The sequence below is a fragment of the Paraburkholderia sp. SIMBA_030 genome, from assembly GCF_046535245.1.
Taxonomy (GTDB): Bacteria; Pseudomonadota; Gammaproteobacteria; order Burkholderiales; family Burkholderiaceae; genus Paraburkholderia.
The window spans coordinates 63406-84520 of sequence record NZ_JAWRXB010000028.1; the positions used below are offsets into that span (position 1 = coordinate 63406).

General features: G+C 61.2%; 17 protein-coding genes. 4 read left to right on the plus strand and 13 right to left on the minus strand.

Going from position 1 to position 21115, the window contains the following annotated elements:
- Positions 1 to 60 precede the first annotated feature (60 nt).
- From coaBC to dut, 3 genes are all read left to right on the plus strand, one after another.
- Positions 61 to 1275 (plus strand): bifunctional phosphopantothenoylcysteine decarboxylase/phosphopantothenate--cysteine ligase CoaBC, encoded by a 1215-nt coding sequence (coaBC, locus tag SB772_RS35165; RefSeq protein ID WP_410837728.1) that lies wholly within the window; start codon positions 61 to 63, stop codon positions 1273 to 1275.
- An 87-nt stretch (positions 1276 to 1362) separates the two neighbouring features.
- Positions 1363 to 2382, plus strand: coding sequence for an LLM class flavin-dependent oxidoreductase (locus tag SB772_RS35170; RefSeq protein WP_410837729.1), 1020 nt, complete (start codon positions 1363 to 1365; stop codon positions 2380 to 2382).
- A 14-nt stretch (positions 2383 to 2396) separates the two neighbouring features.
- Entirely contained in the window at positions 2397 to 2843 is a 447-nt protein-coding gene (gene dut, locus SB772_RS35175; protein ID WP_410837730.1) for a dUTP diphosphatase, read from the plus strand.
- A gap of 126 nt (positions 2844 to 2969) precedes the next feature.
- Here the strand turns inward: dut and clpA are convergent, their stop codons facing one another.
- Together clpA and clpS are read right to left on the minus strand one after the other, a co-directional pair.
- A complete protein-coding gene (gene clpA, locus SB772_RS35180; protein WP_410837731.1) occupies positions 2970 to 5267 on the minus strand; it encodes an ATP-dependent Clp protease ATP-binding subunit ClpA in 2298 nt (765 codons plus the stop codon).
- Positions 5264 to 5578: an ATP-dependent Clp protease adapter ClpS gene (gene clpS, locus SB772_RS35185; RefSeq protein WP_006050100.1), complete on the minus strand. Its 315-nt coding sequence runs from the start codon at positions 5576 to 5578 to the stop codon at positions 5264 to 5266. Before clpS ends, clpA begins: the two co-directional genes overlap by 4 nt.
- Positions 5579 to 6106: 528 nt before the next feature.
- Here clpS and SB772_RS35190 point away from each other — a divergent pair.
- A complete protein-coding gene (locus SB772_RS35190) occupies positions 6107 to 6313 on the plus strand; it encodes a cold-shock protein (RefSeq protein ID WP_018421595.1) in 207 nt (68 codons plus the stop codon).
- A gap of 95 nt (positions 6314 to 6408) precedes the next feature.
- On the opposite strand, the gene SB772_RS35195 is transcribed toward SB772_RS35190, so the two are convergent.
- The 11 genes from SB772_RS35195 to SB772_RS35245 all read right to left on the minus strand — a co-directional run bounded on the left by SB772_RS35195 (position 6409) and on the right by SB772_RS35245 (position 20733).
- A complete protein-coding gene (locus tag SB772_RS35195; RefSeq protein ID WP_410837732.1) occupies positions 6409 to 8043 on the minus strand; it encodes a multicopper oxidase family protein in 1635 nt (544 codons plus the stop codon).
- Between the two features lie 133 nt (positions 8044 to 8176).
- Positions 8177 to 8548, minus strand: a complete 372-nt coding sequence (locus tag SB772_RS35200) for a hypothetical protein (RefSeq protein WP_410837733.1) — start codon at positions 8546 to 8548, stop codon at positions 8177 to 8179.
- 228 nt (positions 8549 to 8776) lie between these two features.
- Positions 8777 to 10735 (minus strand): sigma-54-dependent Fis family transcriptional regulator, encoded by a 1959-nt coding sequence (locus tag SB772_RS35205; RefSeq protein WP_410837761.1) that lies wholly within the window; start codon positions 10733 to 10735, stop codon positions 8777 to 8779.
- A gap of 310 nt (positions 10736 to 11045) precedes the next feature.
- Entirely contained in the window at positions 11046 to 12365 is a 1320-nt protein-coding gene (locus tag SB772_RS35210; protein WP_410837734.1) for an Nramp family divalent metal transporter, read from the minus strand.
- A gap of 360 nt (positions 12366 to 12725) precedes the next feature.
- A complete protein-coding gene (locus SB772_RS35215; protein ID WP_410837735.1) occupies positions 12726 to 14363 on the minus strand; it encodes a molecular chaperone GroEL in 1638 nt (545 codons plus the stop codon).
- A 41-nt stretch (positions 14364 to 14404) separates the two neighbouring features.
- The gene (locus tag SB772_RS35220) at positions 14405 to 15241 is read right to left on the minus strand and encodes a metal-sulfur cluster assembly factor (RefSeq protein ID WP_410837736.1); all 837 of its coding nucleotides are present in this window, start codon (positions 15239 to 15241) and stop codon (positions 14405 to 14407) included.
- 5 nt (positions 15242 to 15246) lie between these two features.
- Entirely contained in the window at positions 15247 to 16272 is a 1026-nt protein-coding gene (locus SB772_RS35225) for an amidohydrolase family protein (RefSeq protein ID WP_410837737.1), read from the minus strand.
- Between the two features lie 80 nt (positions 16273 to 16352).
- Positions 16353 to 16706 carry an MmoB/DmpM family protein gene (locus tag SB772_RS35230; protein WP_410837738.1) on the minus strand — a complete coding sequence of 118 codons (354 nt, stop codon included), beginning with the start codon at positions 16704 to 16706 and terminating at the stop codon, positions 16353 to 16355.
- Positions 16707 to 16763: 57 nt separating this feature from the next.
- Positions 16764 to 17849, minus strand: coding sequence for a toluene hydroxylase (locus SB772_RS35235; protein ID WP_410837762.1), 1086 nt, complete (start codon positions 17847 to 17849; stop codon positions 16764 to 16766).
- 62 nt (positions 17850 to 17911) lie between these two features.
- Entirely contained in the window at positions 17912 to 18964 is a 1053-nt protein-coding gene (locus SB772_RS35240; protein WP_410837739.1) for an NADH:ubiquinone reductase (Na(+)-transporting) subunit F, read from the minus strand.
- Between the two features lie 98 nt (positions 18965 to 19062).
- Positions 19063 to 20733: an aromatic/alkene/methane monooxygenase hydroxylase/oxygenase subunit alpha gene (locus SB772_RS35245; RefSeq protein WP_410837740.1), complete on the minus strand. Its 1671-nt coding sequence runs from the start codon at positions 20731 to 20733 to the stop codon at positions 19063 to 19065.
- Positions 20734 to 21115: the final 382 nt, after the last annotated feature.

The following is a 21115-nucleotide window of genomic DNA, read 5'->3' on the forward strand; positions in this document are numbered from 1 at the left end:
GTAGGCCGGCGGCGGTGCAATGCACCGCTGTTCGCCACCACGCTTTGTCGGAGGCTTTCGTTGGCAACCGCAGAACTCGCAGGAAAACACCTCGTCCTCGGCATGACGGGCGGTATTGCCTGCTACAAGATCGCCGAACTCACGCGTCTGCTGACCAAAGCCGGCGCGACCGTGCAGGTCGTGATGACCGAAGCGGCCACGCAGTTCATCACCCCCGTCACCATGCAGGCGCTGTCGGGCCGTCCGGTCTACACGAGCCAGTGGGACGCGCGCGTGCCGAACAATATGGCGCACATCGATCTGTCGCGTGAAGCGGATGCAATCGTGATCGCGCCCGCCTCCACCGATTTCCTCGCCAAACTCGCACATGGCATGGCCGACGATCTGCTGTCGACGCTGTGCATCGCGCGCGATTGTCCGCTGCTGGTCGTGCCCGCGATGAACCGGCAGATGTGGCAGAACCCGGCGACACAACGCAACGTCGCGCAACTGCGCGCGGACGGTATCGAAGTGCTGGGCCCCGACTCGGGCCCGCAGGCATGCGGCGAAGTCGGCGACGGCCGGATGCTGGAAGCGTCGGCGACCTATGAAGCGATCGCTTCATTCTTTTCGCCCAAAATTCTGTCTGGCCGGCGCGTGTTGCTGACGGCCGGCCCGACCTTCGAACCGCTCGATCCGGTGCGCGGCATCACCAATCGCTCGAGCGGCAAGATGGGCTTCGCGCTCGCTCGCGCCGCGCAACAAGCGGGCGCCGACGTGCATCTGGTCGCCGGTCCGGTGGCGCTGGAAACCCCGTGGGGCGTGTTCCGCCAGGACGTGCAAACCGCGCAGCAGATGCACGACGCGGTGATGCAGTCGGTCGCCGACTGCGACATCTTCATCGCTGTGGCCGCGGTCGCCGACTGGCGCGTCGATCACGCGAGCGAACACAAAATCAAGAAAACCGCCGAGCGCGCGATGCCGGCTTTCACATTCGTCGAAAATCCGGATATTCTGGCCTCGGTGGCGAACCTGCCGCATCCGCCTTTTGCGGTCGGTTTCGCGGCGGAAAGCGGCGACCTCGAAGTGCACGGCGAAGAAAAGCGCATGCGCAAGAAGGTGCCGCTCCTGATCGGCAATCTCGGCCCGCTGACCTTCGGCCTCGACGATAACGAAGTGATTCTGTTCGAAGCAGACGGCGTGACCAGGCTGCCACGCGCCGACAAGCAGACGCTCGCGCGCGCGCTGATTGCGGAGATCGCCAGGCGTCTGCCCGACACTAGTCAGATTCGCTGAAGCTGCCCGCTGCGACGCACGCTGCGAATTCAGCATGCCTTGCCGCGAGTCACCCGAGCGCATTGAATCATCTGGAGCAGTACTGCCATGACGCTACTTTCCGTGCTCGATCAAACGCCCGTGATCGACGGACACTCGGTGGCGGACGCGATCGCCGCCACCGTCGAACTGGCGCAACTCGCCGACGACCTCGGCTACACACGCTACTGGTGCGCCGAACACCACGGCCTGCGCGGCGTGTCGAACCCTTGCCCCGAGGTGATGCTCGCGCGCCTCGGCGGCGTGACCAACCGCATCCGCATCGGTTCCGGCGGCGTGATGCTGCCGTACTACAGCCCGTTCAAAGTCGCCGAGCAATTCATGATGCTCGAGGCGCTGTTTCCCAATCGTATCGCTCTCGGCGTGGGACGCGCGCCGGGCGGAGACATGCAAACGGCGCAAGCGGTGGCCGCCGGCGCCTACAATCGCGGCGACATTTTCCCGCAGCAGGTCGCGGATCTGGTCGGCCTGATGCACGGCACGCTGCCCGAGGGCCATCTCACGCACGGCGTGCTGCTGCAACCGCAAGTCGCCACGCACCCGCAACTCTGGATGCTCGGCTCGAGCGAATTCGGCAGTCTGCTGGCGGCGCAACTTGGCATCCGCTTCGCGTTCGCGCATTTCATCAACGCGCACTTCGGGCATCAGGTGGCGCTGGCTTATCGTGACCGCTTCAAGGCTAGCCTGGAAACAGACCAGCCGTACCTGGCCGCCGCCGTATTCGTGATTTGTGCGGACACCGACCGGGAAGCTGCCGACCTGGAAAAAGCCGTCGACCTGCGTCGCGTTCAGATGGCCTACGGCCTGAACGCACCGATTCCGACGATCGAGCAAGGTGCCGCGCAAGAATACGGCGAACGCGAGCAACTGGTGATCGACCGCGAGAAGCCGCGCAGCATCATCGGCACGCCGGAGACCGTGACCGGGCGCCTGCTGGATTTGCAGGCGCAATTCCAGGCCGACGAACTGATCGTACTCACCGTTGCGGGCAGCTATCGCGCACGGCTGCGCTCTTATGAACTCCTGGCCGAAGCGTTCCAGCTCGGACGCCAGGCCCCCACCTCTTAACCTTTCGAACCTGCATGAAACTCGACCTGAAGATTCTCGATGCGCGGATGCGCGACCAACTCCCGGCCTACGCAACCACCGGCAGCGCAGGCCTCGACCTGCGCGCCTGCCTCGACGAACCATTGACGCTCGCGCCGGGCGACACCGCACTGGTGCCGACAGGACTGGCGATCCACGTCGGCGATCCCGGCTATGCAGCCTTGATCCTGCCGCGCTCGGGTTTGGGCCATAAGCACGGGATCGTGCTGGGCAATCTGGTCGGTCTGATCGATTCGGATTACCAGGGGCAACTGATGATTTCGACGTGGAACCGCGGCGAAACCACTTTCGTGCTGAATCCGATGGAGCGCCTCGCGCAACTCGTGATCGTGCCGGTCATGCAGGCCAGGTTCAACATCGTCGACGATTTCTCGGAGAGCGAGCGTGGCGCCGGCGGTTTCGGCAGCACCGGCAAGCATTGATTTATCGCTTGGCGTAGTTGCTGCGCGAAGTCAATTGAAATGCAAAAAGCAGAACGGCGCGGGGTTCAACCCGCGCCGTTCTGCTTTCAAGTGAAACGAAGTGGCAACTTCGCGTCGACTTCGCGCTTACTCGACTTCGACCGCTTCCGGATTCGGATTGCGCGGCGCCGGATGCTCGTCGAAGGTCAACTGCACCTTGTCTTCCGCATCGACGTCCACCGTCACACGGCCGCCGTTCATCAGTTTGCCGAACAGCAGCTCGTCGGCCAGCGCACGACGGATCGTGTCCTGGATCAGACGCTGCATTGGCCGGGCACCCATCAACGGGTCGAAACCGTGCTTGGCGAGATGCTTGCGCAGCGCGTCGGTGAAGAGCGCATCGACCTTCTTCTCATGCAGCTGATCTTCCAGCTGCATCAGGAACTTGTCGACCACGCGCATGATGATTTCTTCATCGAGCGAGCGGAAGCTGATCGTCGCGTCCAGACGGTTACGGAACTCCGGCGTGAACATGCGCTTGATGTCGACCATTTCGTCGCCGGTTTCCCGGCGATTCGTGAAGCCGATCACCGACTTGCCCATTGCCTCGGCGCCCGCGTTCGTCGTCATGATGATGATGACGTTACGGAAATCCGCCTTGCGGCCGTTGTTGTCCGTCAGCGTGCCGTGGTCCATCACCTGCAGCAGCACGTTGTAGATGTCCGGATGCGCCTTCTCGATTTCGTCGAGCAGCAACACGCAATGCGGCTTCTTCGTGACTGCTTCGGTCAGCAGACCGCCCTGGTCGAAACCGACGTAGCCCGGCGGCGCGCCGATCAAACGGCTCACCGCATGACGCTCCATGTATTCCGACATGTCGAAGCGGAGCAACTCGATCCCCAGCGTGAACGCCAGCTGCTTCGCCACTTCCGTCTTGCCGACGCCCGTGGGGCCGGAGAACAGGAACGCACCGATCGGCTTGTCCAGCTTGCCGAGACCTGCGCGCGCCATCTTGATCGCGGCCGACAGCGCGTCGATAGCCGGGTCTTGCCCGAACACCACGCTCTTCAGATCGCGATCCAGCGTTTGCAGCTTGCTGCGATCGTCTTGCGACACGCTTTGCGGCGGGACGCGGGCGATCTTCGAGATGATTTCTTCGATCTCGTTCTTGCCGATGGTCTTTTTCTGCTTCGACTTCGGCAGGATGCGTTGCGCCGCGCCCGCTTCGTCGATCACGTCGATCGCCTTGTCCGGCAAATGACGATCCGTGATGAAACGTGCCGACAACTCAGCCGCCGCCGACAGCGCACCCGACGAATACTTCACGCCGTGATGCTCTTCGAAACGCGACTTCAGCCCGCGCAGGATCGCCACCGTCTGCTCGATAGTCGGCTCGGTCACGTCGACCTTCTGGAACCGGCGCGACAATGCCGCGTCTTTTTCGAAGATGCCGCGATACTCGGTGAAGGTCGTCGCGCCGATGCACTTGAGCGTGCCCGACGACAACGCCGGCTTCAGCAGATTGGATGCGTCCAGCGTGCCGCCCGATGCAGCGCCCGCGCCGATCAGCGTATGAATTTCGTCGATGAACAGGATCGCGTGCGGACGTTCCTTCAATTCCTTGAGGACCGTCTTCAGGCGTTGCTCGAAGTCGCCGCGATACTTGGTGCCGGCGAGCAGCGCGCCCATATCGAGCGAATACACCTGCGCATCCGCCAGGATGTCCGGCACTTCGCCGCGCGTGATGCGCCAGGCGAGCCCTTCGGCGATCGCCGTCTTGCCGACGCCGGCCTCGCCGACCAGCAGCGGATTGTTCTTGCGGCGACGGCACAGCACCTGCACCACGCGCTCGACTTCCGACTCGCGCCCGATCAGCGGATCGATGCGGCCGTCTTTCGCCATCTGGTTCAGGTTCTGCGTGAACTGGGCCAGCGGGGTTTCCTTCTGCGCGGCGGCCTCGTCGGACTCGGCATTCGCGTCGTTCGCTTTCGCGGCGTCCGTGCTGCTGGTCTTCGCAATGCCGTGCGAGATGAAGTTCACCACGTCGAGACGCGTCACGCCCTGCTGTTGCAGGTAGTACACCGCGTGCGAATCTTTCTCGCCGAAGATCGCCACCAGCACGTTCGCGCCGGTGACTTCCTTCTTGCCGTTCGAGGTGGATTGCACATGCATGATCGCGCGCTGAATCACACGCTGGAAACCCAGCGTGGGCTGCGTGTCGACGTCATCCGTGCCGGGCACGGTAGGCGTGTTGTCATGAATGAAGTTGCGCAGGTTCTGGCGCAGATCCTCGATATTGGCCGCGCATGCACGCAACACCTCCGCGGCCGTCGGATTGTCCAACAGTGCCAGCAAAAGATGTTCGACCGTGATGAACTCGTGCCGCGCCTGGCGTGCTTCCATGAACGCCATGTGCAGGCTGACTTCCAGTTCCTGGGCAATCATGCTTCCTCCATCACACACTGCAGCGGATGCCCGGCCTGCCGTGCGTGGGTAACGACTTGCTCGACTTTGGTCGACGCGATGTCCCGCGTATAGACCCCACAAACTCCCCTGCCCTCGCGATGCACCTTCAACATAACCTGCGTTGCGGTTTCACGATCTTTATTGAAATACTCCTGCACGATCATCACGACAAATTCCATTGGCGTGAAGTCGTCATTCAACAGCACCACCTTGTACATGGAAGGCGGCTTCAGCTTCTTTTCCTGCCGCTCCAGTACGGTGCCGTCCTGCTTGTCCGGGATAATCGCCATACACCCATTCTAAACAACTAGGACAGGCCCGCAATCCTGTCAAAACCCGACCGTCCGGCCGGTGAGCCCGTTCGCTACCGCCTGATGGGTAACACCCCCAGGCGTGCGTCATTCCACGAGCCGATTGCGGAGCCGGCCCCCTATCCAGTGATGCTTTGCGGCCATGCTGCGCCGCAGTCGGATCGAGTATCGCACAACCTGCCGGAGCGGGTTGCCGGCAGCGGGCGACCCGTAGAACAGCAGGTGAGTCGATTATGCGACTTTTCAAGACAGCACGCTTGCGCAACCGCACATAACAAAAGCGGGAAAAACCCTGGAAATCGACTGTTTGCAACGGGGCAACGAGCGTCTCAAAATTTTCTTGACACTCGAATAAAGAGCCTCAACAATCAAGCTGGCACTTTTTTCACTGCGCCATAATTTCGAAAAAATGCCGATGGTGAGCTTGTGAGGAGGGAGCGGCTGCATCGCGGTCGTGGAGCTTTTCGAGGGCTCGTGGTAGTGACATGAGTTACAGGGGAAGTTGGAATGGCAACTGGTACGGTCAAATGGTTCAATGACGCAAAAGGTTTCGGATTCATTACGCCTGATGAAGGTGGTGAGGATCTGTTTGCACACTTCTCGGCCATCCAGATGAATGGGTTCAAGACCCTCAAGGAAGGTCAAAAAGTAACCTTCGAGGTCGTGCAAGGCCCGAAAGGCAAGCAGGCATCGAACATCCAGGCACCTGTCTGAATCTGTTCGATTCCCGTTCCTTGGAAACCCGGCTTCGCGCCGGGTTTCTTTTTTTGGCTTCCCTTTCTAAACCTGCTGAGCGTTCGCCGCGCGCGTCACACCACTTTCAGCGTGCCCATCATGCCGAGGTCCTCGTGTTCGAGGATATGGCAATGGAACATGCGCTCGCCCGCCATCCGCTGTACGGTGGCGATCCGCACGGTCTCGTCCGGCTGCACATTGACCGTGTCGCGCCAGGCCCGATATGGCTCGGGCGTGACCGCGCCGCCCCGCTCCCGCTCGACAATCTGAAACTGCGTGCCGTGCAGATGGAACGGATGATCCATGTCGGTGCGGTTTTCGATCGACCAGAGTTCGACGTCGTCGCGCCGGCTGGTCAACGTGATGCGCGATGGGTCGAAAACCTGTCCGTTGATCATGAAACTCATACCGGCGGGCATCGCGTTGCCATGCGCGGCAGACGGCTTCGAGCTGTGCATCGCGGCCATGTCCATCTGTTCCGCGAACACCACGGATTTTTTCGCGGCCGGCGCGCCGAGCGGCGGCACCGGGCGCAACGTCGCCGGCAACTCGCGCGCCTTGACGCCAGATGGCGGATTAAAGCTAACGTCGGCGAGCGCATGGGCTGGATCGGGCGGCAGGCTGCCGTGCGACATCGCCATCTTGCGGCGGTCGTAGACGTCGGCGCTCAGCACCACCTGCGACGGGTTCGCGTCCGCGCGGACGATCAACTCGGCGCGCTCGCCAGGCGCCAGCAACAATTCCGTAAGACCGTCGCGCGGCTGCTCCAGCAGGCCGCCGTCCGTGCCGACCTGCGCAAAATGCTGGCCGGCGCCGAGCGAGAATCTCAAATAACGGGCATTGCATCCATTCCACAGACGCCAGCGCTCGTCGTTCGTTATCTCGATGCGCGGACGGCGCGCGCCGTTGACCAGCACGAACTGGCCTTCACGGCCGTTCATCCAGTCCATCATGTCGTTCGGCGGGATGGTGCCGTCATTGGCGAGTTTCAGGTCCGAGAAGAACAGATGGCGCTCGGGCCAGGCTGAAAGCGGATCGTCGGCGGCGCGCACCACAATGGGTCCGGCCAGGCCGCGAAATACCTGCTCCGCCGACATCATGTGCGGATGCGGGTGATACCAGTAGGTGCCGGCGCTGCCCTGCGGCAACGTGAAGCGATACACGTGCGTTGCACCCGGCGCGACCGGCATCGAAGGATTGCCGTCCTGGTCGGGCGGCACCGGCAAGCCGTGCCAGTGAATCGTCGACGCTTGCGGCAAACGGTTGACGAAGCGGATCTCGACGGTGTCGCCTTCGCGAATGTCGATCAACGGACCGATGGCTGGGCCCGCGGTCTGTGTGACGCCGGCGTTTGCGCCGCCCTGGTCGTATTGCCAGAAGGTGGTAAGCGGTTTGCCGGGCAGCAGCTTGCGTTTGACCGGTTGCGCGACCAAAGTCGCGCGGAACACGCCGGGCTCACGGCTTTCGTTGGCGAGCGTACGTAAAGTGGCGAGCGGCGCGCCGGCCGGAAGTGCGTCAGGCGCGGCCAGCGGCGCAGCCGCTTTATGCGCGGACATCGACGGCATGTCGGACATGTCCATGCCACCCATATCGTCCATGCCTGACATCTTGTGCATCGAATGGGCGTCATGCTGTGCGAACGCGCTGCGCGCGAACAACGACGCGGCTGCCGCGCTCAACGCGCGGGCGAGAAATTGCCTGCGAATCATGGATGATTTCCTCTGTTTTGTTCAGATAGCGGGACAGGTGCCGGGGCGAGTCCACGCTCGATCGTTCAAGGGTCGGGCTATGGGAAGCGCGACGTTGACCTTGTGGTGTGCGCGGCGTTGGCGCGCACGACGATCAGCCTATCGGCGGCCGCAACAGGGGCGCATGAGTGACACCGATGCGCTGCGGATCGGCAAGCGCTTGCGGCAGCGAAGCGCCGGACGCGCGCGGCTCGAAAGCAAACACGACGAACAATGCGCCGCAATGCGTGCCGCACGGGTTCAAGCAGCACAAGGAATGATCGTGCTGACAGGGCACGCCGACGGCGGCCATGCTGGCGCAGTTTGCGGTTTCACCGACGGTGGCGAACGCACCGTCGGCGGGTTGGACGGTCTGCATCGCGCGAGCGCCTTGCATCGGCGCAGTGGCATGCTCGTGCGCGAACGCACCTTGCGCTGCGAACAACGCGAGGGTCAGCACGAGGAGGATTCGCCACAGGGAGGTCATTGCAGAACGTATAAGTACGATGTGCGAAAAGCAGGTAGTCGGAGAATCATAACGCAAGCTGCTTTTACCCCCGTCTGAATCGCGTTCACTCGTGTTCCACGCTAAAAAAACAGCTCGAATCGCTTTCGATCATTCTATGTAAATCAGCCGCAAACCCGCGCCATTGCTACAGCCTCTAACTCTCAGTCTCCGACTCACGCGTCACCCACACCCCCACGCGGCAACCCCTCATTCGCCCGTCGTTTTGGCAATAGCGTCCAGTTGATAGAGTTCCAGCTTGCGATATAGCGTGCTCCGCGAGACACCCAATGAGCGGGCCGCCTGGGCGAGATTGCCGTGAGCATCCTGCACGGCCCGGGTGATGGCCAAACGCTCCGTTTCCTCCAGACTGCCCGATTGCTTGTGCACAGGCGATACCACGCCGGCAGTGCCGGTTTCGTCGAGCAGCTCGGCAGGCAACTCGTCGAGCGTCACCGCCTCTTCGCTGGACGTCAGGAGCAGATTTTCGATGACGTTACGCATCTCCCTGACATTGCCAGGCCATGAATAAGCGCGTAGCACCACCATGATTTCCGCGCTTAGTCGTCGCTCGGGAACCGCGTGGCGTTGGGCGAGCCGCCGGTTGAAATGTGCGACAAGGAGATCGATGTCGACGTCCCGTTCCCGCAGCGGTGGAATGCGTATACGCGTAACGTTGATGCGGTAATAAAGATCGCGGCGGAAGTGGCCCGCGTCGACCTCTTCGCGCAGATTGCGATTGGTCATCGCCAGCAGGCGCACGTCGACGCGTCGCGGCTGAGGGTCTCCAAGCCGGTAAATGACGCCCTCCTCGAGTGCGCGCAGCAGTACCGGTTGAAGTTCGAGCGGCATCTCACCGATTTCGTCGAGACATAGCGTGCCGCCGTGAGCCAGTTCGAACCGGCCAGGCCGCCCCTCGGCAGTCGCCCCCGTAAAGGCACCACGCACGTGGCCAAACAACTCGCTGGCGATCAGTTCTTTTGACGCGGCCCCGCAGTTGTACGCGACGAATGGCCCGCCTCCCCCTTCCTCACCATGGATGGCGCGCGCGAACAGTTCCTTGCCGACCCCGGTTTCACCCTCGATCAGAACCGGCACGCGCCTGCGGGCAAGCTGACGCCCCCGGTTGAGGGCAGCCAGCATTGCTGCACTTTGCCCCTGGATCTGCGCGAAGCAGCTGCGCTGCGGATCGGCCTCGCCACCGCGCTCGGCGATCCGGGCGTTGATGGGTCGCGATCCCACGGGAACAACGAGCATCGCACCGATCGTGTTGCCGTCGACCACAACCGGGTTGAACCAGTCGGCATGCAAGCCTGCGGGCAGATGTTGCGCCCAGTCCTCCACAGCGGAGCTTTCGTCCATGCCCGGGAAGCGCTCTCCGATTCTGACCGGCAATACCACCCTGCCCGTGGTATGCACAAGCCGTCCGGCCCGATCAATCGCAATCATCCCGGTTGCGTCGGATGACGACAGGCGCTGCAGGCAGAAGGCGAGCAGGCGCATATGCTCGCGAGCCGCCTGCTCGGCCAGCACCATTTCAATCTGACGCGCGGCCGTTACCGCTAACGTAAGGTTATTGATCTGATACGTGGAAGGCGGCCCGGAGATGTCGAGCACGCCGAGAATCTTGCCGGTGCCGGGTTCGCAGATCGGCGCCGCTGCGCAACTCCACGACTTGATTCCTGCACAGAAGTGCTCGGAGCCGTGGATATAGGTGGGCTGGCCGGTGGCGAGCGCGGTGCCGATGCCGTTGGTACCGGCCTGACCTTCACGCCAGTCGCCGCCCATCGTCAAATGGATTTTTTCGCCCGCCGCCAAAGTACGCAAGTCCCCGGCGGCCTTGAGAATCACACCGTCCTGATTGGTCAGCAGCAGGATCGAATGCGAATCCGCGAAGAGATCCGCAGTCGCAGTGAAAAGACGATCAGACGCCGCCAGCAACTCCTGATGCCGCCAGCACAGCGTCGCGACCGCGTCGCCATGGACCGCAAACGGTGCCGATCCCGCAGTGGGACTTACCCCGGATTCCAGACTGCGTTGCCAGGAATCGATCAGGGCCGAAGGAGCGGACGACGGCTCGCCCGCCAGAAAACGTTCCCATGCGAGCATCGTGACCCTGTCAGAGTGACGGCCGTTCGCACGCTTCGCGTTAGCCACTATGCTGCGCATAGCGGCGTGATTGCCAAGACCCGACAAGCTGCCAAGTTGTCTCGCCACAACGCTCCTCCTGTGCGATTGATCAGCTCGGAACCTGCTCTACGGCCGGCTTCGGCGTGACTCGCAAATGTGTCGCAGCTGGGCGTTTCGCTTGCTCTACAAGCAAAACCGGGTAGCGCGATCGCTGTTTAGTATATGCCTACATCTCCATCCAGTCTGTGCGCGAAAACCCGGCGCGCAGCACAGTCAGACTAGCTTTACTGACCGTTCGCTTACCGAAACAAAACAGCCTTATGACACCATCTTCGACGCAAGGGCTGTCTCAGCGCGGCAAGCCAGGAATGTCGAAGCCGAACGTTTGCAGCACGAGCACGACGTTAAACGATAGAACAGTGAGTGCGGCCAGCGTCGCGATCACCGCGACGGACGCGCAATTTTTGTAGACTCCCATTAGGTCCTTGTCGCAAGTGAACCATAGCAACGCTGCCATCGGCAGCGGCAACGCGAGGCTCAATACAACCTGGCTGATGACGAGCGCATGGGTCGCGTTGACCCCAAGCGCCACCACGACGAAACTGGGCACCATCGTGACGGCGCGGCGCAGCCACAGCGGGATGCGAAAGCCCACGAACCCTTGCATGATCATCTGACCCGCCATTGTGCCGACGACGGAACTCGATACACCTGAAGCGATCAGCGACAACAGAAAAATGCCTGCCGCGCCAATGCCCAGGAGCGGCGCCAACGTGTGATAGGCCGTTTCAATCTCCGCGACCTCCGGGTAGCCGTGGTGGAATGCACCAGCGGCCATGATAACCATCGCCATATTGATGAGTCCGGCGATGGTCAGTGCGATGACGACCTCGATGTTCGAGAATTTCAGCAACTTTGCCCGCTCGCGCTCCGTTCTCGCGGGTGCTCGCCGTTGCGTTAGCCCCGAGTGCAGGAAGAGCGCGTGCGGCATCACTGTAGCACCCACGATACCGACGGCAATCGTGAGCGCATTCGCATCGGGCAATTCGGCGGAAAACGTATGGATGAAGACACTCGGCCACGCAATCGGCGTAAAGAACAGCTCCGCAAGGTAGGACAAACCAATGATGCCTACGAATGCCCCGATCGCCAGTTCAAGGGGACGAAAACCGGCGCTCTCAAACAACAGCAGGCCGTACGTCACTACCCCCGTGACCATCATGCCACCGAGCAATGGCATGTGAAACAGTAACGACAGTCCGATCGCGCCGCCGAGAAATTCGGCCAGATCGGTTGCCATCGCGGCGATTTCGCTTACACCCCACATGATCAGCGAGACAGGTTTCGAAAACCGTTCGCGACACAGCTCCGCGAGGTTTCGCCCGGTGACAATACCGAGTTTCGCCGACAGCGCCTGAAACAGCATCGCCACAAGGTTTGCCAACAGCACCACCCAGAGCAACGCGTAACCGTATCTGGCGCCCGCCTGAATATTCGTCGCAAAGTTGCCCGGATCCATATAGGCAACAGAGACCACCACTGCCGGTCCGGCAAACGGCAGAAGCATCAGCGCGCCGCGGCGGCGGCCTTCCAATACCTCTCTTATCGCAAGCGTTGTGCGCTCGGTTCTCGTCGCCGGTCTGGCTGCATTACGAACGCGATCGTCCAAGCTTTTGCCCCTTGCTCATGAAAATGACAGGAGTGCCTGATTTACCGGGCGGGCATGGCATTCACGGCATCGCACTTCTGATTGCACCGGAGACGCTTCACAACAACCGAGCGATCGCTGCACCCACATCGGACATAATAATAAATGTCCCGCAAAGTGTGATCGTCCATCCCGATGAGAACTTGAGCAGGCGAGCCGGGGACATTGCACTGAGGTGCCGAGCCGTCACCGCGACGGCATTGAATCGGGGAGCCGCTCCAATACCCATGGTTGTCTCCTTCTATTGATCACCGCCCGAACAACGCTGGCAGCGGCTGTTTTTTTAGCCGGTCTTCGACTCGAAGACCGGTCGTGGTGTCACTATTTTCGGCCGAGCAATTCGGCGCCGGCGCCAAGCGCCGGGCCAGCGGTCGGATCGATCATGTCCGGCTTCTTGGCGATCAGCGTCTGGGTGGTCAGGATCAAGCCGGCGACCGAAGCAGCGTTGCGCACCGCGCTATAACTGACCTTCACCGGATCGATGATGCCCGCCTCCATCAGGTTGACGAACTTGCCTGTGCGCGCGTCGAGACCAACGCCCGGTTTCGCTCGTACCGCCTCGGAGACGATCGCAGCGCCGTCGAGGCCGCAATTGGTCGCAATGTGATAGAGCGGTTTAGCCAGCACGCGCTGCAGCAATCTCGCCCCCTGCTGCACACTACCGTGGGTCCGTGCAATCACGCCTTCGAGCTCAGCGGACACGCGCAGCAGCGCCATCCCACCTCCCGGCACGACGCCCTCGGCAATCGCCGCGCGCGCCGCATTGATTGCATCCTCGATCAGATGAAGCCGGCGCTTCTGTTCGACTGGCGTCGCGCCGCCGGCGAGGATCATCGCGGTGCCGCCGGATAGCTTGGCGAGACGCACCTGAAATTTGTCCCGTTCGACGTTCTCCGGGGCCATCTCATACTGACGCGCGACCTGCTGACGGCGCGCGGCAACGGCAGCCGGATCGCCGCCGCCAGCGGTAATGATGGTCTGGTTCGACGAGATGCGCACCTGCCGCGCGCTGCCAAGATCGCGTAGCTCCGTGGCGTCGAGCTTGCCGCCCAGATCGCGGGCGATCACCCGGCCGCCTGTGACGATGGCGATATCCTCGAGCATGGCCTTGCGCCAATGCCCGTACTCCGGCGGATGAATCGCCGCCACTGGCACCCCGCCGCTGTCCCGCCACGCAAGCAGGGTCATGACACAGGCGGGGGCAACCTCCTCCGCGATGATCAGCAGCGGGCGTTTGCTGTGAGCCGCGAGCGCCTGAAGCGCCGCCACCTCTTCCGGCGACTGCAGCCGCTGATCGGTCATCAGAATGAGCGGGTTGTCGAGCACCACCTGCATTCTCTCGATATCCGTGACCATGTGGTGAGAGAGGTAGCCGCGATCGAACGCCATCCCATCGACCACTTCGAGACGGGTTTCGACCGTCGTGCCGTATTCGACGTCGACAATGCCATCCGGACCCACCCGTTCGAGCGCTTCGGCCACCATCGCGCCGGTGACTTCGTCATTGGCGGCGACCACGGCGACGGCGCGCACCTCCTCGCTCCCGCGCAGCGGCGTCGCGATGCGCCTGAGCGCTGTGATCACTTCTTCTACAGCGATCTCCAACCCCTGAACCAGTTCAACGGGGTTGGCGCCCTCCGCGAGACTGGCGAGGCCGTCCTGGACCAATGCGTCGGCCAGCACGGTGGCCGTGGTGGTGCCGTCGCCGGCGACTTCATTGGTCTGCTTCGACACTTCGCGCACCACCTGCGCACCGATGTTTTCGAACGGATCTTCCAGCTCGATCTCGTTGGCGATGCTAACGCCGTCTCGAGAGATGATCGGCGTGCCGATCGGCCGGTCGATGATCGCGTTCATTCCGCGAGGGCCGAGCGTGCCTCGCACCGCTTTGGCCAGTTTGGCGACACCGCGGCCAAGAGCCATGCGAGCCTCGTCGTCATGCAGCATGATATTCGGCATGATTCATCTCCTCCTGTTGGAATATTCTGGATAGCTACATTTCAAACCGATTCCGCCGTGTTGCCGGATTGCGCGAGCCTGACGCCCCTCTTCCAGTCGCTGACCGGAACGAAGTGCACGGGCTTGATCTCAACCTGCGCCACGGCTGCGTCCGCGTCGCCGTACCGCGCCGCAAGCAAGCCGCGGCACAATGCACCGTTGAATTCCGCATTGACGCCGACCCGCCGCAAGGCACGCAGATAGGCGCCCAGCCCGTGCGCATCGAGCAAGGCACCTTCACTGTCAACGAAAGCTGCTTCGTTGGTCTGGGCCGCATCATTGGCACAGCCTCCGACGACAAAGCGCCGCGCCAGGTAGCGTTCCACGAGCCGCCGGCTTGCGGAATCGTCCGGCAAGCCGACGAGTTCCGCCACGCTCATGCGCACCAGCAGCGCAGGTTCAAGGCCATGATCGAGCAGAGACGTAAGGAGCGCTTCCTGTCGCCGCTGAAGAGCCTTAATCATGAAGGTCCGGCGGATGTCCTCGAGTTCGCCGCTGGCCTCAGCGCCAAAGGTGTCCTGGAATGACCGCCCGGCCGCCACGCCGCGGTTGATCTCGTCGGCATACATATGTTCGCCGAGTCCGATCGTCACCTTGGTCACCCACGGCAAGCCTGCTACGGCAATGCGCATGTCGTCGGCCATCAGGAATGCGAAGTTGGCGGCACACCAGAAAGTCGGCAACCGGAAGCCGATCTGAACGCGCCCTTCTGCATCCACGTCCACGTGCGTGATGAAGCCCAGCTCGGTCACCGATTCGTCGAGTTCGGGATCGGTGACCGACGCGAGCTGAGCCCACACCTCGGCAGTCTGACGGTCGACGGCGGTCTTTGCGGCCATGGTATTCATGCCCCTACCGCAGCCGGCTGCGGGACGTCTTCCAGCAACTTCTTCTGCGCCTCGACGTCGATGCCGTATAGCCGCGCCGCGTTGAGCCCGAGAATCTTCTTCTTCGCCGTCAGCGATAGTTGCACGCCGGTTTCCTTGCTGACCGACTCCGGCAATTCGAAGGCCATGAACTTCTCGATCAGCCACTTGGGCGACCAGATGCCGTAGTCGCTGCCGTAGAGGATCTTGTCTTCGCCGATCCAGAACAGCAGCTCCGAGATCACATGCGCGAAGTACTCCGGACGCGAGTGAATGAACGGGAGCACCACCGCAAGACCGCCGTAGACGTTAGTCTCCTGGGTCGCGATCCAGCAAAAGTCGTCCAGACGCGGCAGGCCGCAGTGCTCGACGATGAAGTTCAGGTTCTGGAAGCTGGTCGCCGCGTCGTCGATATCGGCAACGTCAAAAGCGTCGCGGTTCAGCGGCAGGATCGTCGGGCCCTTGTGGACGTGGATGTTCTTGATGCCCAGCTTCTCGCAGCGTTCGAGGTAGCGCTGAACGCCGGGATCCGACAGCTTGTAACCCTTGCTGTCGCCGCGCCATTCTGCCGTATAGAGCTTGACGCCCTTGATTCCATACGTCTCGGACAGCTCGTCCAGGTAGTCGAGTCCAGCCTCACCGTCGCGCGGATCGAACGCCCCATTGATGATAAAACGGTTCGGATGCTTTTTCTTCAGCTCGTAGTTTTTCTCTGTCGTGTTGAATCCGTTCTTGTAAAAGTCCGTCAGGTAAGTCGGCTGGCAGATCGCCATGTCGTCGTAACCTTTGACGAACAGGTCGTCATACATGACTTCCGGGCCGTAGTTGTCGAACTTCTCCTTCGGCCACAAATACTCCTTGGGACTCAGGTTCGAGTGATAGGCGTAAAAGCAATCGATGAACTGCTGGCCATGCACGTTCTTCAAGTTGGCCTTGCTCCCGTCCCATAGATGGACGTGTCCGTCGATGATGAAGATGTCTTCACCGTCCGTGGTTCGATACATGACATTGTCTCCGTGGTTGTACGAGCGGCCCGCCGCCCGTCAGGGCAGCCGGTCGCCTGGTTGGGTACCCGGCCGCACGCTCACTCGTAAGCCATCGCGTCGTCCATATTGCCGAACAGCACGACGGTCTCGTCATCGACCATCACCATGCGCCCGTAATGGGTCGATGTGGATATCTCGAACAGATGCGGGGTCATCTCCCGGCCCAGCGCTTCGCTGATCTCGCCCATTTTGAATTCGATCTTGCCCTGCCCATCGATGCGGATCATGGCCGGCAGATAGGTCACCGTGATCCCGGGCTTGTGGGCCATCAATTCGGCGATCGCGCGGGCCTCGACGCTGTCGTTCATCGTGACGCCGCACTGGTGGGAAATGGTCTGTTCGAAGCGAACGTCTTTCATCGACTTGAAAATATTGTCGCTATGCACTGACATTGCGTACTCCTCTTCGCGGTTAGGTCGCGCGGTTAGATCAACTGGGCAAGGAACCCGTCAGGCCTGGAGTGCCAACGGAAAGTGAACGCCAATCTCTCTGGCAATCATCTCCGCCCGCTCTATCGAACTGTTCAGGCAGTCATTGAACTGCGCCGTCTTGACATGCGGAATCGACCAGATCGGCTGCAGGTGCTTCGCCGCGGAAGCGGCAAGCGCACCGTGCTTCTCCAGCCACTCGCCGAACAGTTTTCGATTGGCCTCGCCGTGCCTGGCGTCGTTGGCCAGCATGTGAAACAGTTCAACGGCATTGGCCAGATTGCGTTCGTAGTCCCCTTCCGCGGCGGAAACCACCGTGGGAGTCACGAAGTCGTTCTGCGAAGCGGCAACCTGCATGATGAAACCGCTGCGGAACAGATCCGCAACCATCGGCTCGAACACGACATTCACCGCAAAGTACTTTTCGAGGAAGTCGGTTGCGCCGCCGATAGCTTCGACCGCCCGGCGTGTTTCCTGCCAGATGGGATCGTTCAGCCAATGCTCCTTGCCGGCGTCAAGATCCATATTCGACAGGTCCAGCGCGATCTCACCCAGGTATAGCGTCAAGTCCTGAGCGAAGCGCAGCTTGTAGGAGGCGTTGGTCAGGATCGCGCTATTGATCATCTGCGTGTAGCCGTAGCGCTGCGCGTGCATGGTCGCGGTACCGAGACCGAACTCCGCATGCTTGTACGCGCCGAGATGCTGCTCCAGCACCTTGATCCAGGTCTTGTCGAAGCGCTTCACCGCGCCCGAGCGCCGCGCGTTGTTAACGGCGCCGGTGATCATGCCGACGATCGTCGACTGACGCTGATAGTGCGTGCGTTCCCACTCCTCGTCGACGGCACGGAATTTATGCCAGTCGGTGCTTTTGACTGCCGTCCACGTTTCCGAATAGGTCGGCGTACCGTCTGCGAATGCGAGGATCCAGTCCTGAAGCAGATAACGCTTCGGGTCTGGCTGGACATCGACGGTCATGTCCTCGTAGTGGGTCGCCTTGCGTCCCTTGGGCTCGAAGTAGTTGTACTTGCGGCTCTCCGAGCCCGCAAACCGGGCCGCGCCGGCCGCGCCTGACTTCAGCGGTGCTACTTCCTGTAGCGTCGTGCTCATGTTGCTCCTCCTTCCTCTTTCGTTTATCGGACTTTCGATCTGGCGCGATGCCTTGGCTTCCGTCAGCGAATCGCCTGGGTAAATTTGTCGAAATAGAGCCGCTCGGGCGCGACACCCGCCATCTGCAGGACCGGCATCACCGCGTCGATCATCGGCGTCGGACCGCATGTGTACGCATCGATCTCACCGTCCAGCGATTCCTCACGTAATGTGCGGCCAAGCACTTCGTGAATGAAGCCGGTCTCGCCGGTCCAGTCGTCACCCGGTTCGGCGTTCGAAAGTGCCGGAATGAAGCGGAAATCAGTCAATCGATCCTCCAGTTCCGCGAAATCGTCGAGATAGAACAGATCGCGACGGCTGCGAGCACCGTAGAAGAAACGGATCGGCCGTTGCTCGCCGCTTTGAACGTGATCGTTGAGGATCGACCACAGCGGCGACATCCCCGACCCTCCTCCCACCAGCACCAGCGGCCCCGGCTGGTCCTCGCGCCTGAAACACGTTCCGTACGGTCCCTTCGCCACCAGCCTGTCGCCAGGCTTCAGGCCTCCGTCCAGTTGCGACGAGAACGCGCCGTTGGGATACTTCTTGATGATGAATTCGAGCTTCCTCTGACCGTTTGGCGTGCTCGCCATCGAGAACGATCGCGTAATGCCGAGGCCTGGAATCGTCAGGTCCACATACTGACCCGCCCAGAAGCGCAGCGGCCGCGACAACTCCACTTCCAGCAGCCTGATGTCATGCGTCAACGCGGTGATTTTCGTCAGCGTCGCGTCGTATTCGCAGACCGCTATCGAGCGGCGCATGAGGTCTTCGTCGTAGTTCAGCAGTTCGACCGTCAGATCGCTGAAGGCGAGCGTCCGGCACAACAGTATGTGATTGGTCTCCCGCTCGTAGTCAGGCAATGCGAAGGTCGAGTACTTCTTCATTTCGACATCGCCTTCGATCAGCAAGGACTTGCAACTGCTGCACTGCCCCTCCTTGCACCCATGCATCACCGAGATACCCTGGCGAAAAGCCGCGTCGAGCACGGTCTCGCCTTCCTCAACCGTCATCTCCACGCCGACCGGCTCGAATCGCACCGTATGAAGTACCTTGTCCGCGTCTGCGTCCGGCATGTCGGTCCTCCTCTCTTGCGTGTCACTTATGTCGCTCATCTCGCGCTCCTCGTTCGTCCGGGGTAGCCGCACCGCTGCCTCCGGACGACATTGCCTCGTCAGTTCACCGGATTGATCCTGAAACCGGCGCGATACTCGGCAATGTGCTTCTCGCGCTGTTCCGGTGTCATGTCGCGCAGCAGAACGATCGGGCTCTGGATGGTGTGCCCGCGAACATCATCGAGCGTCCACATGTTCCTGTCGTCGAATCGCAGATGCGGCTGCGGCACCAGCGTCTTGCCGTCACTGCGCACGAAACCGAGATCCTTGATGCAATCGGCCAGATCCCAGCCGTGGTAGCACTCCTCCCATTCGCGGCGTCCGCTGAAGCGTCCCATTGCCGGCGTCGGCCGCCCTTCGTATTCGGAGGCGAACGCCACCTTGTGAGTCCAGCGGCACAATTCCGAGCAGTAGGTGTAGAGCTGACCGTCGACCTCGTCGACCACGAAATCTTCACGGATCAGGCACGGCACCAGACAGCTCCAGCAACGGTGCGGGTACACGTAACCGCTCTCCTGGTCGAACAGCATGTTGGTTTCGCCAGGCACGCTCTTCTTCGCATACCACTTCCAGAAATCGCCGAATTCGGCGTACCAGCCAGGGTACTTGTGCTCGAACCACTCGAAGTCTTTTTCGGTTTGCGCTTCGATGCGCCAGAAGTTGACCGGCCAGCCCACGGCAAAGAACTGCGCGACCTTATGGACATAGTTCTGTTTGACGATGCGATCCCAGGCGGCCGCTACATCGTCGTGATGGATCTTGATGCCGTACTTTTCCAGCGGCAGCATGTAGGTACGGTAGTAATCCTCGTAGATCCACCGGTGCCACAACTCGGCATACGATTCCTTGTTCTTGTCGCGATCCGCGGTACCGTATTCAATGAAGGTGCCGATTGCCGCATCGACAATCGCGTGGTTTTGCCAGAAGGCGTAGCGCAGGTCGCGTTCGAGCAGCAGGTGGTTGTCCGGGTCGTTGATGATTGACATCACCAGCGAATGGCCATTGCCGATGTGCCGGCTTTCGTCGGACTGCACCGATAGAAACACCGTCGGCAATGCATAATCGCCGTTGCGTGCGGCTTCCGACGGCATGGCGACAAACAGCGTATTGGTGAATGCCGTTTCGGCGACCACCTGCAGAAACACGTTGGCCGCGGTAACCGCGTCGCCGGTGAGGAACCCTTCGGCGAACTGGCGGCCGATGGTAGTTGCGTAGCATTTGCCGAATGCCGCCTCGGTAATATCGAACCCGGCTGGGTCGATATAATTTTCCATGTACCACTTCTTCAGATTCATCTGGATCGTCGAGTGCCGGAACTCGTCGACCATCTGCATCGTGAAGCCGGTTCGCAGCTCTTCGCCGGGCGCGAGCCGTCCGAGCATCGCCATCGAGCGTGCCGCCGAGATTTCCGGGAACGGAATGATCGCGAGGAACAGCTTCATCCACTCGACCCAGCGCGGCTCGACATTGCGGAACATATCGCCGCGCAACGCTGCATCGAGCGCGCCGTAGACGCGGTTGTCCTTTTCCTCCTGCATCGGAAAATACGAGCGCAGCACCTGCTTCATCGGGTCGCGCGGCGCCTTGCTGATCTTGTAGTCGGTCGGGAAGGTCATCGCTTCCTGGACGTAACTGGGTGTCCAGCCGAGATCGGCGACGCGGCGGGCCGCTTCACCGATACTGATCCCTCGCTGGGAGGTGATCTTGTTTAGCGTTAATCCATCAGACATTGAGCTCTCCTTGTTCCATTTCGCGATAACCGTCGTACGGCAACGCTTCGGGGCAGGGCTGGCTAGTGCCGCGGCCAGAGTCAACAACGCAGGCGTAGTCACGCTCGCTAGCGAAAATTGGCGGGAGAAATGCTGAAGGACGTATGCCCAGATCCGCTCTTCATGAGCGTGTCTCCTGCCATTTTCGTTTTGCGCTTCGGGACTGCAACGCTTTCCTTGTGACTTGACCCAATAGAGCGATAAGCGTGCCAAGCAACGTTGGTTCAGGATTGACAAGGCTAAGTAGTGCAAACAGGCCTTTTTGGAAACGTCAGCATGGGTGTTCTGTTTTGTTATGCGACATTCACGTTCGACCGCACCTGTCCGATATTGGGACGCTTCG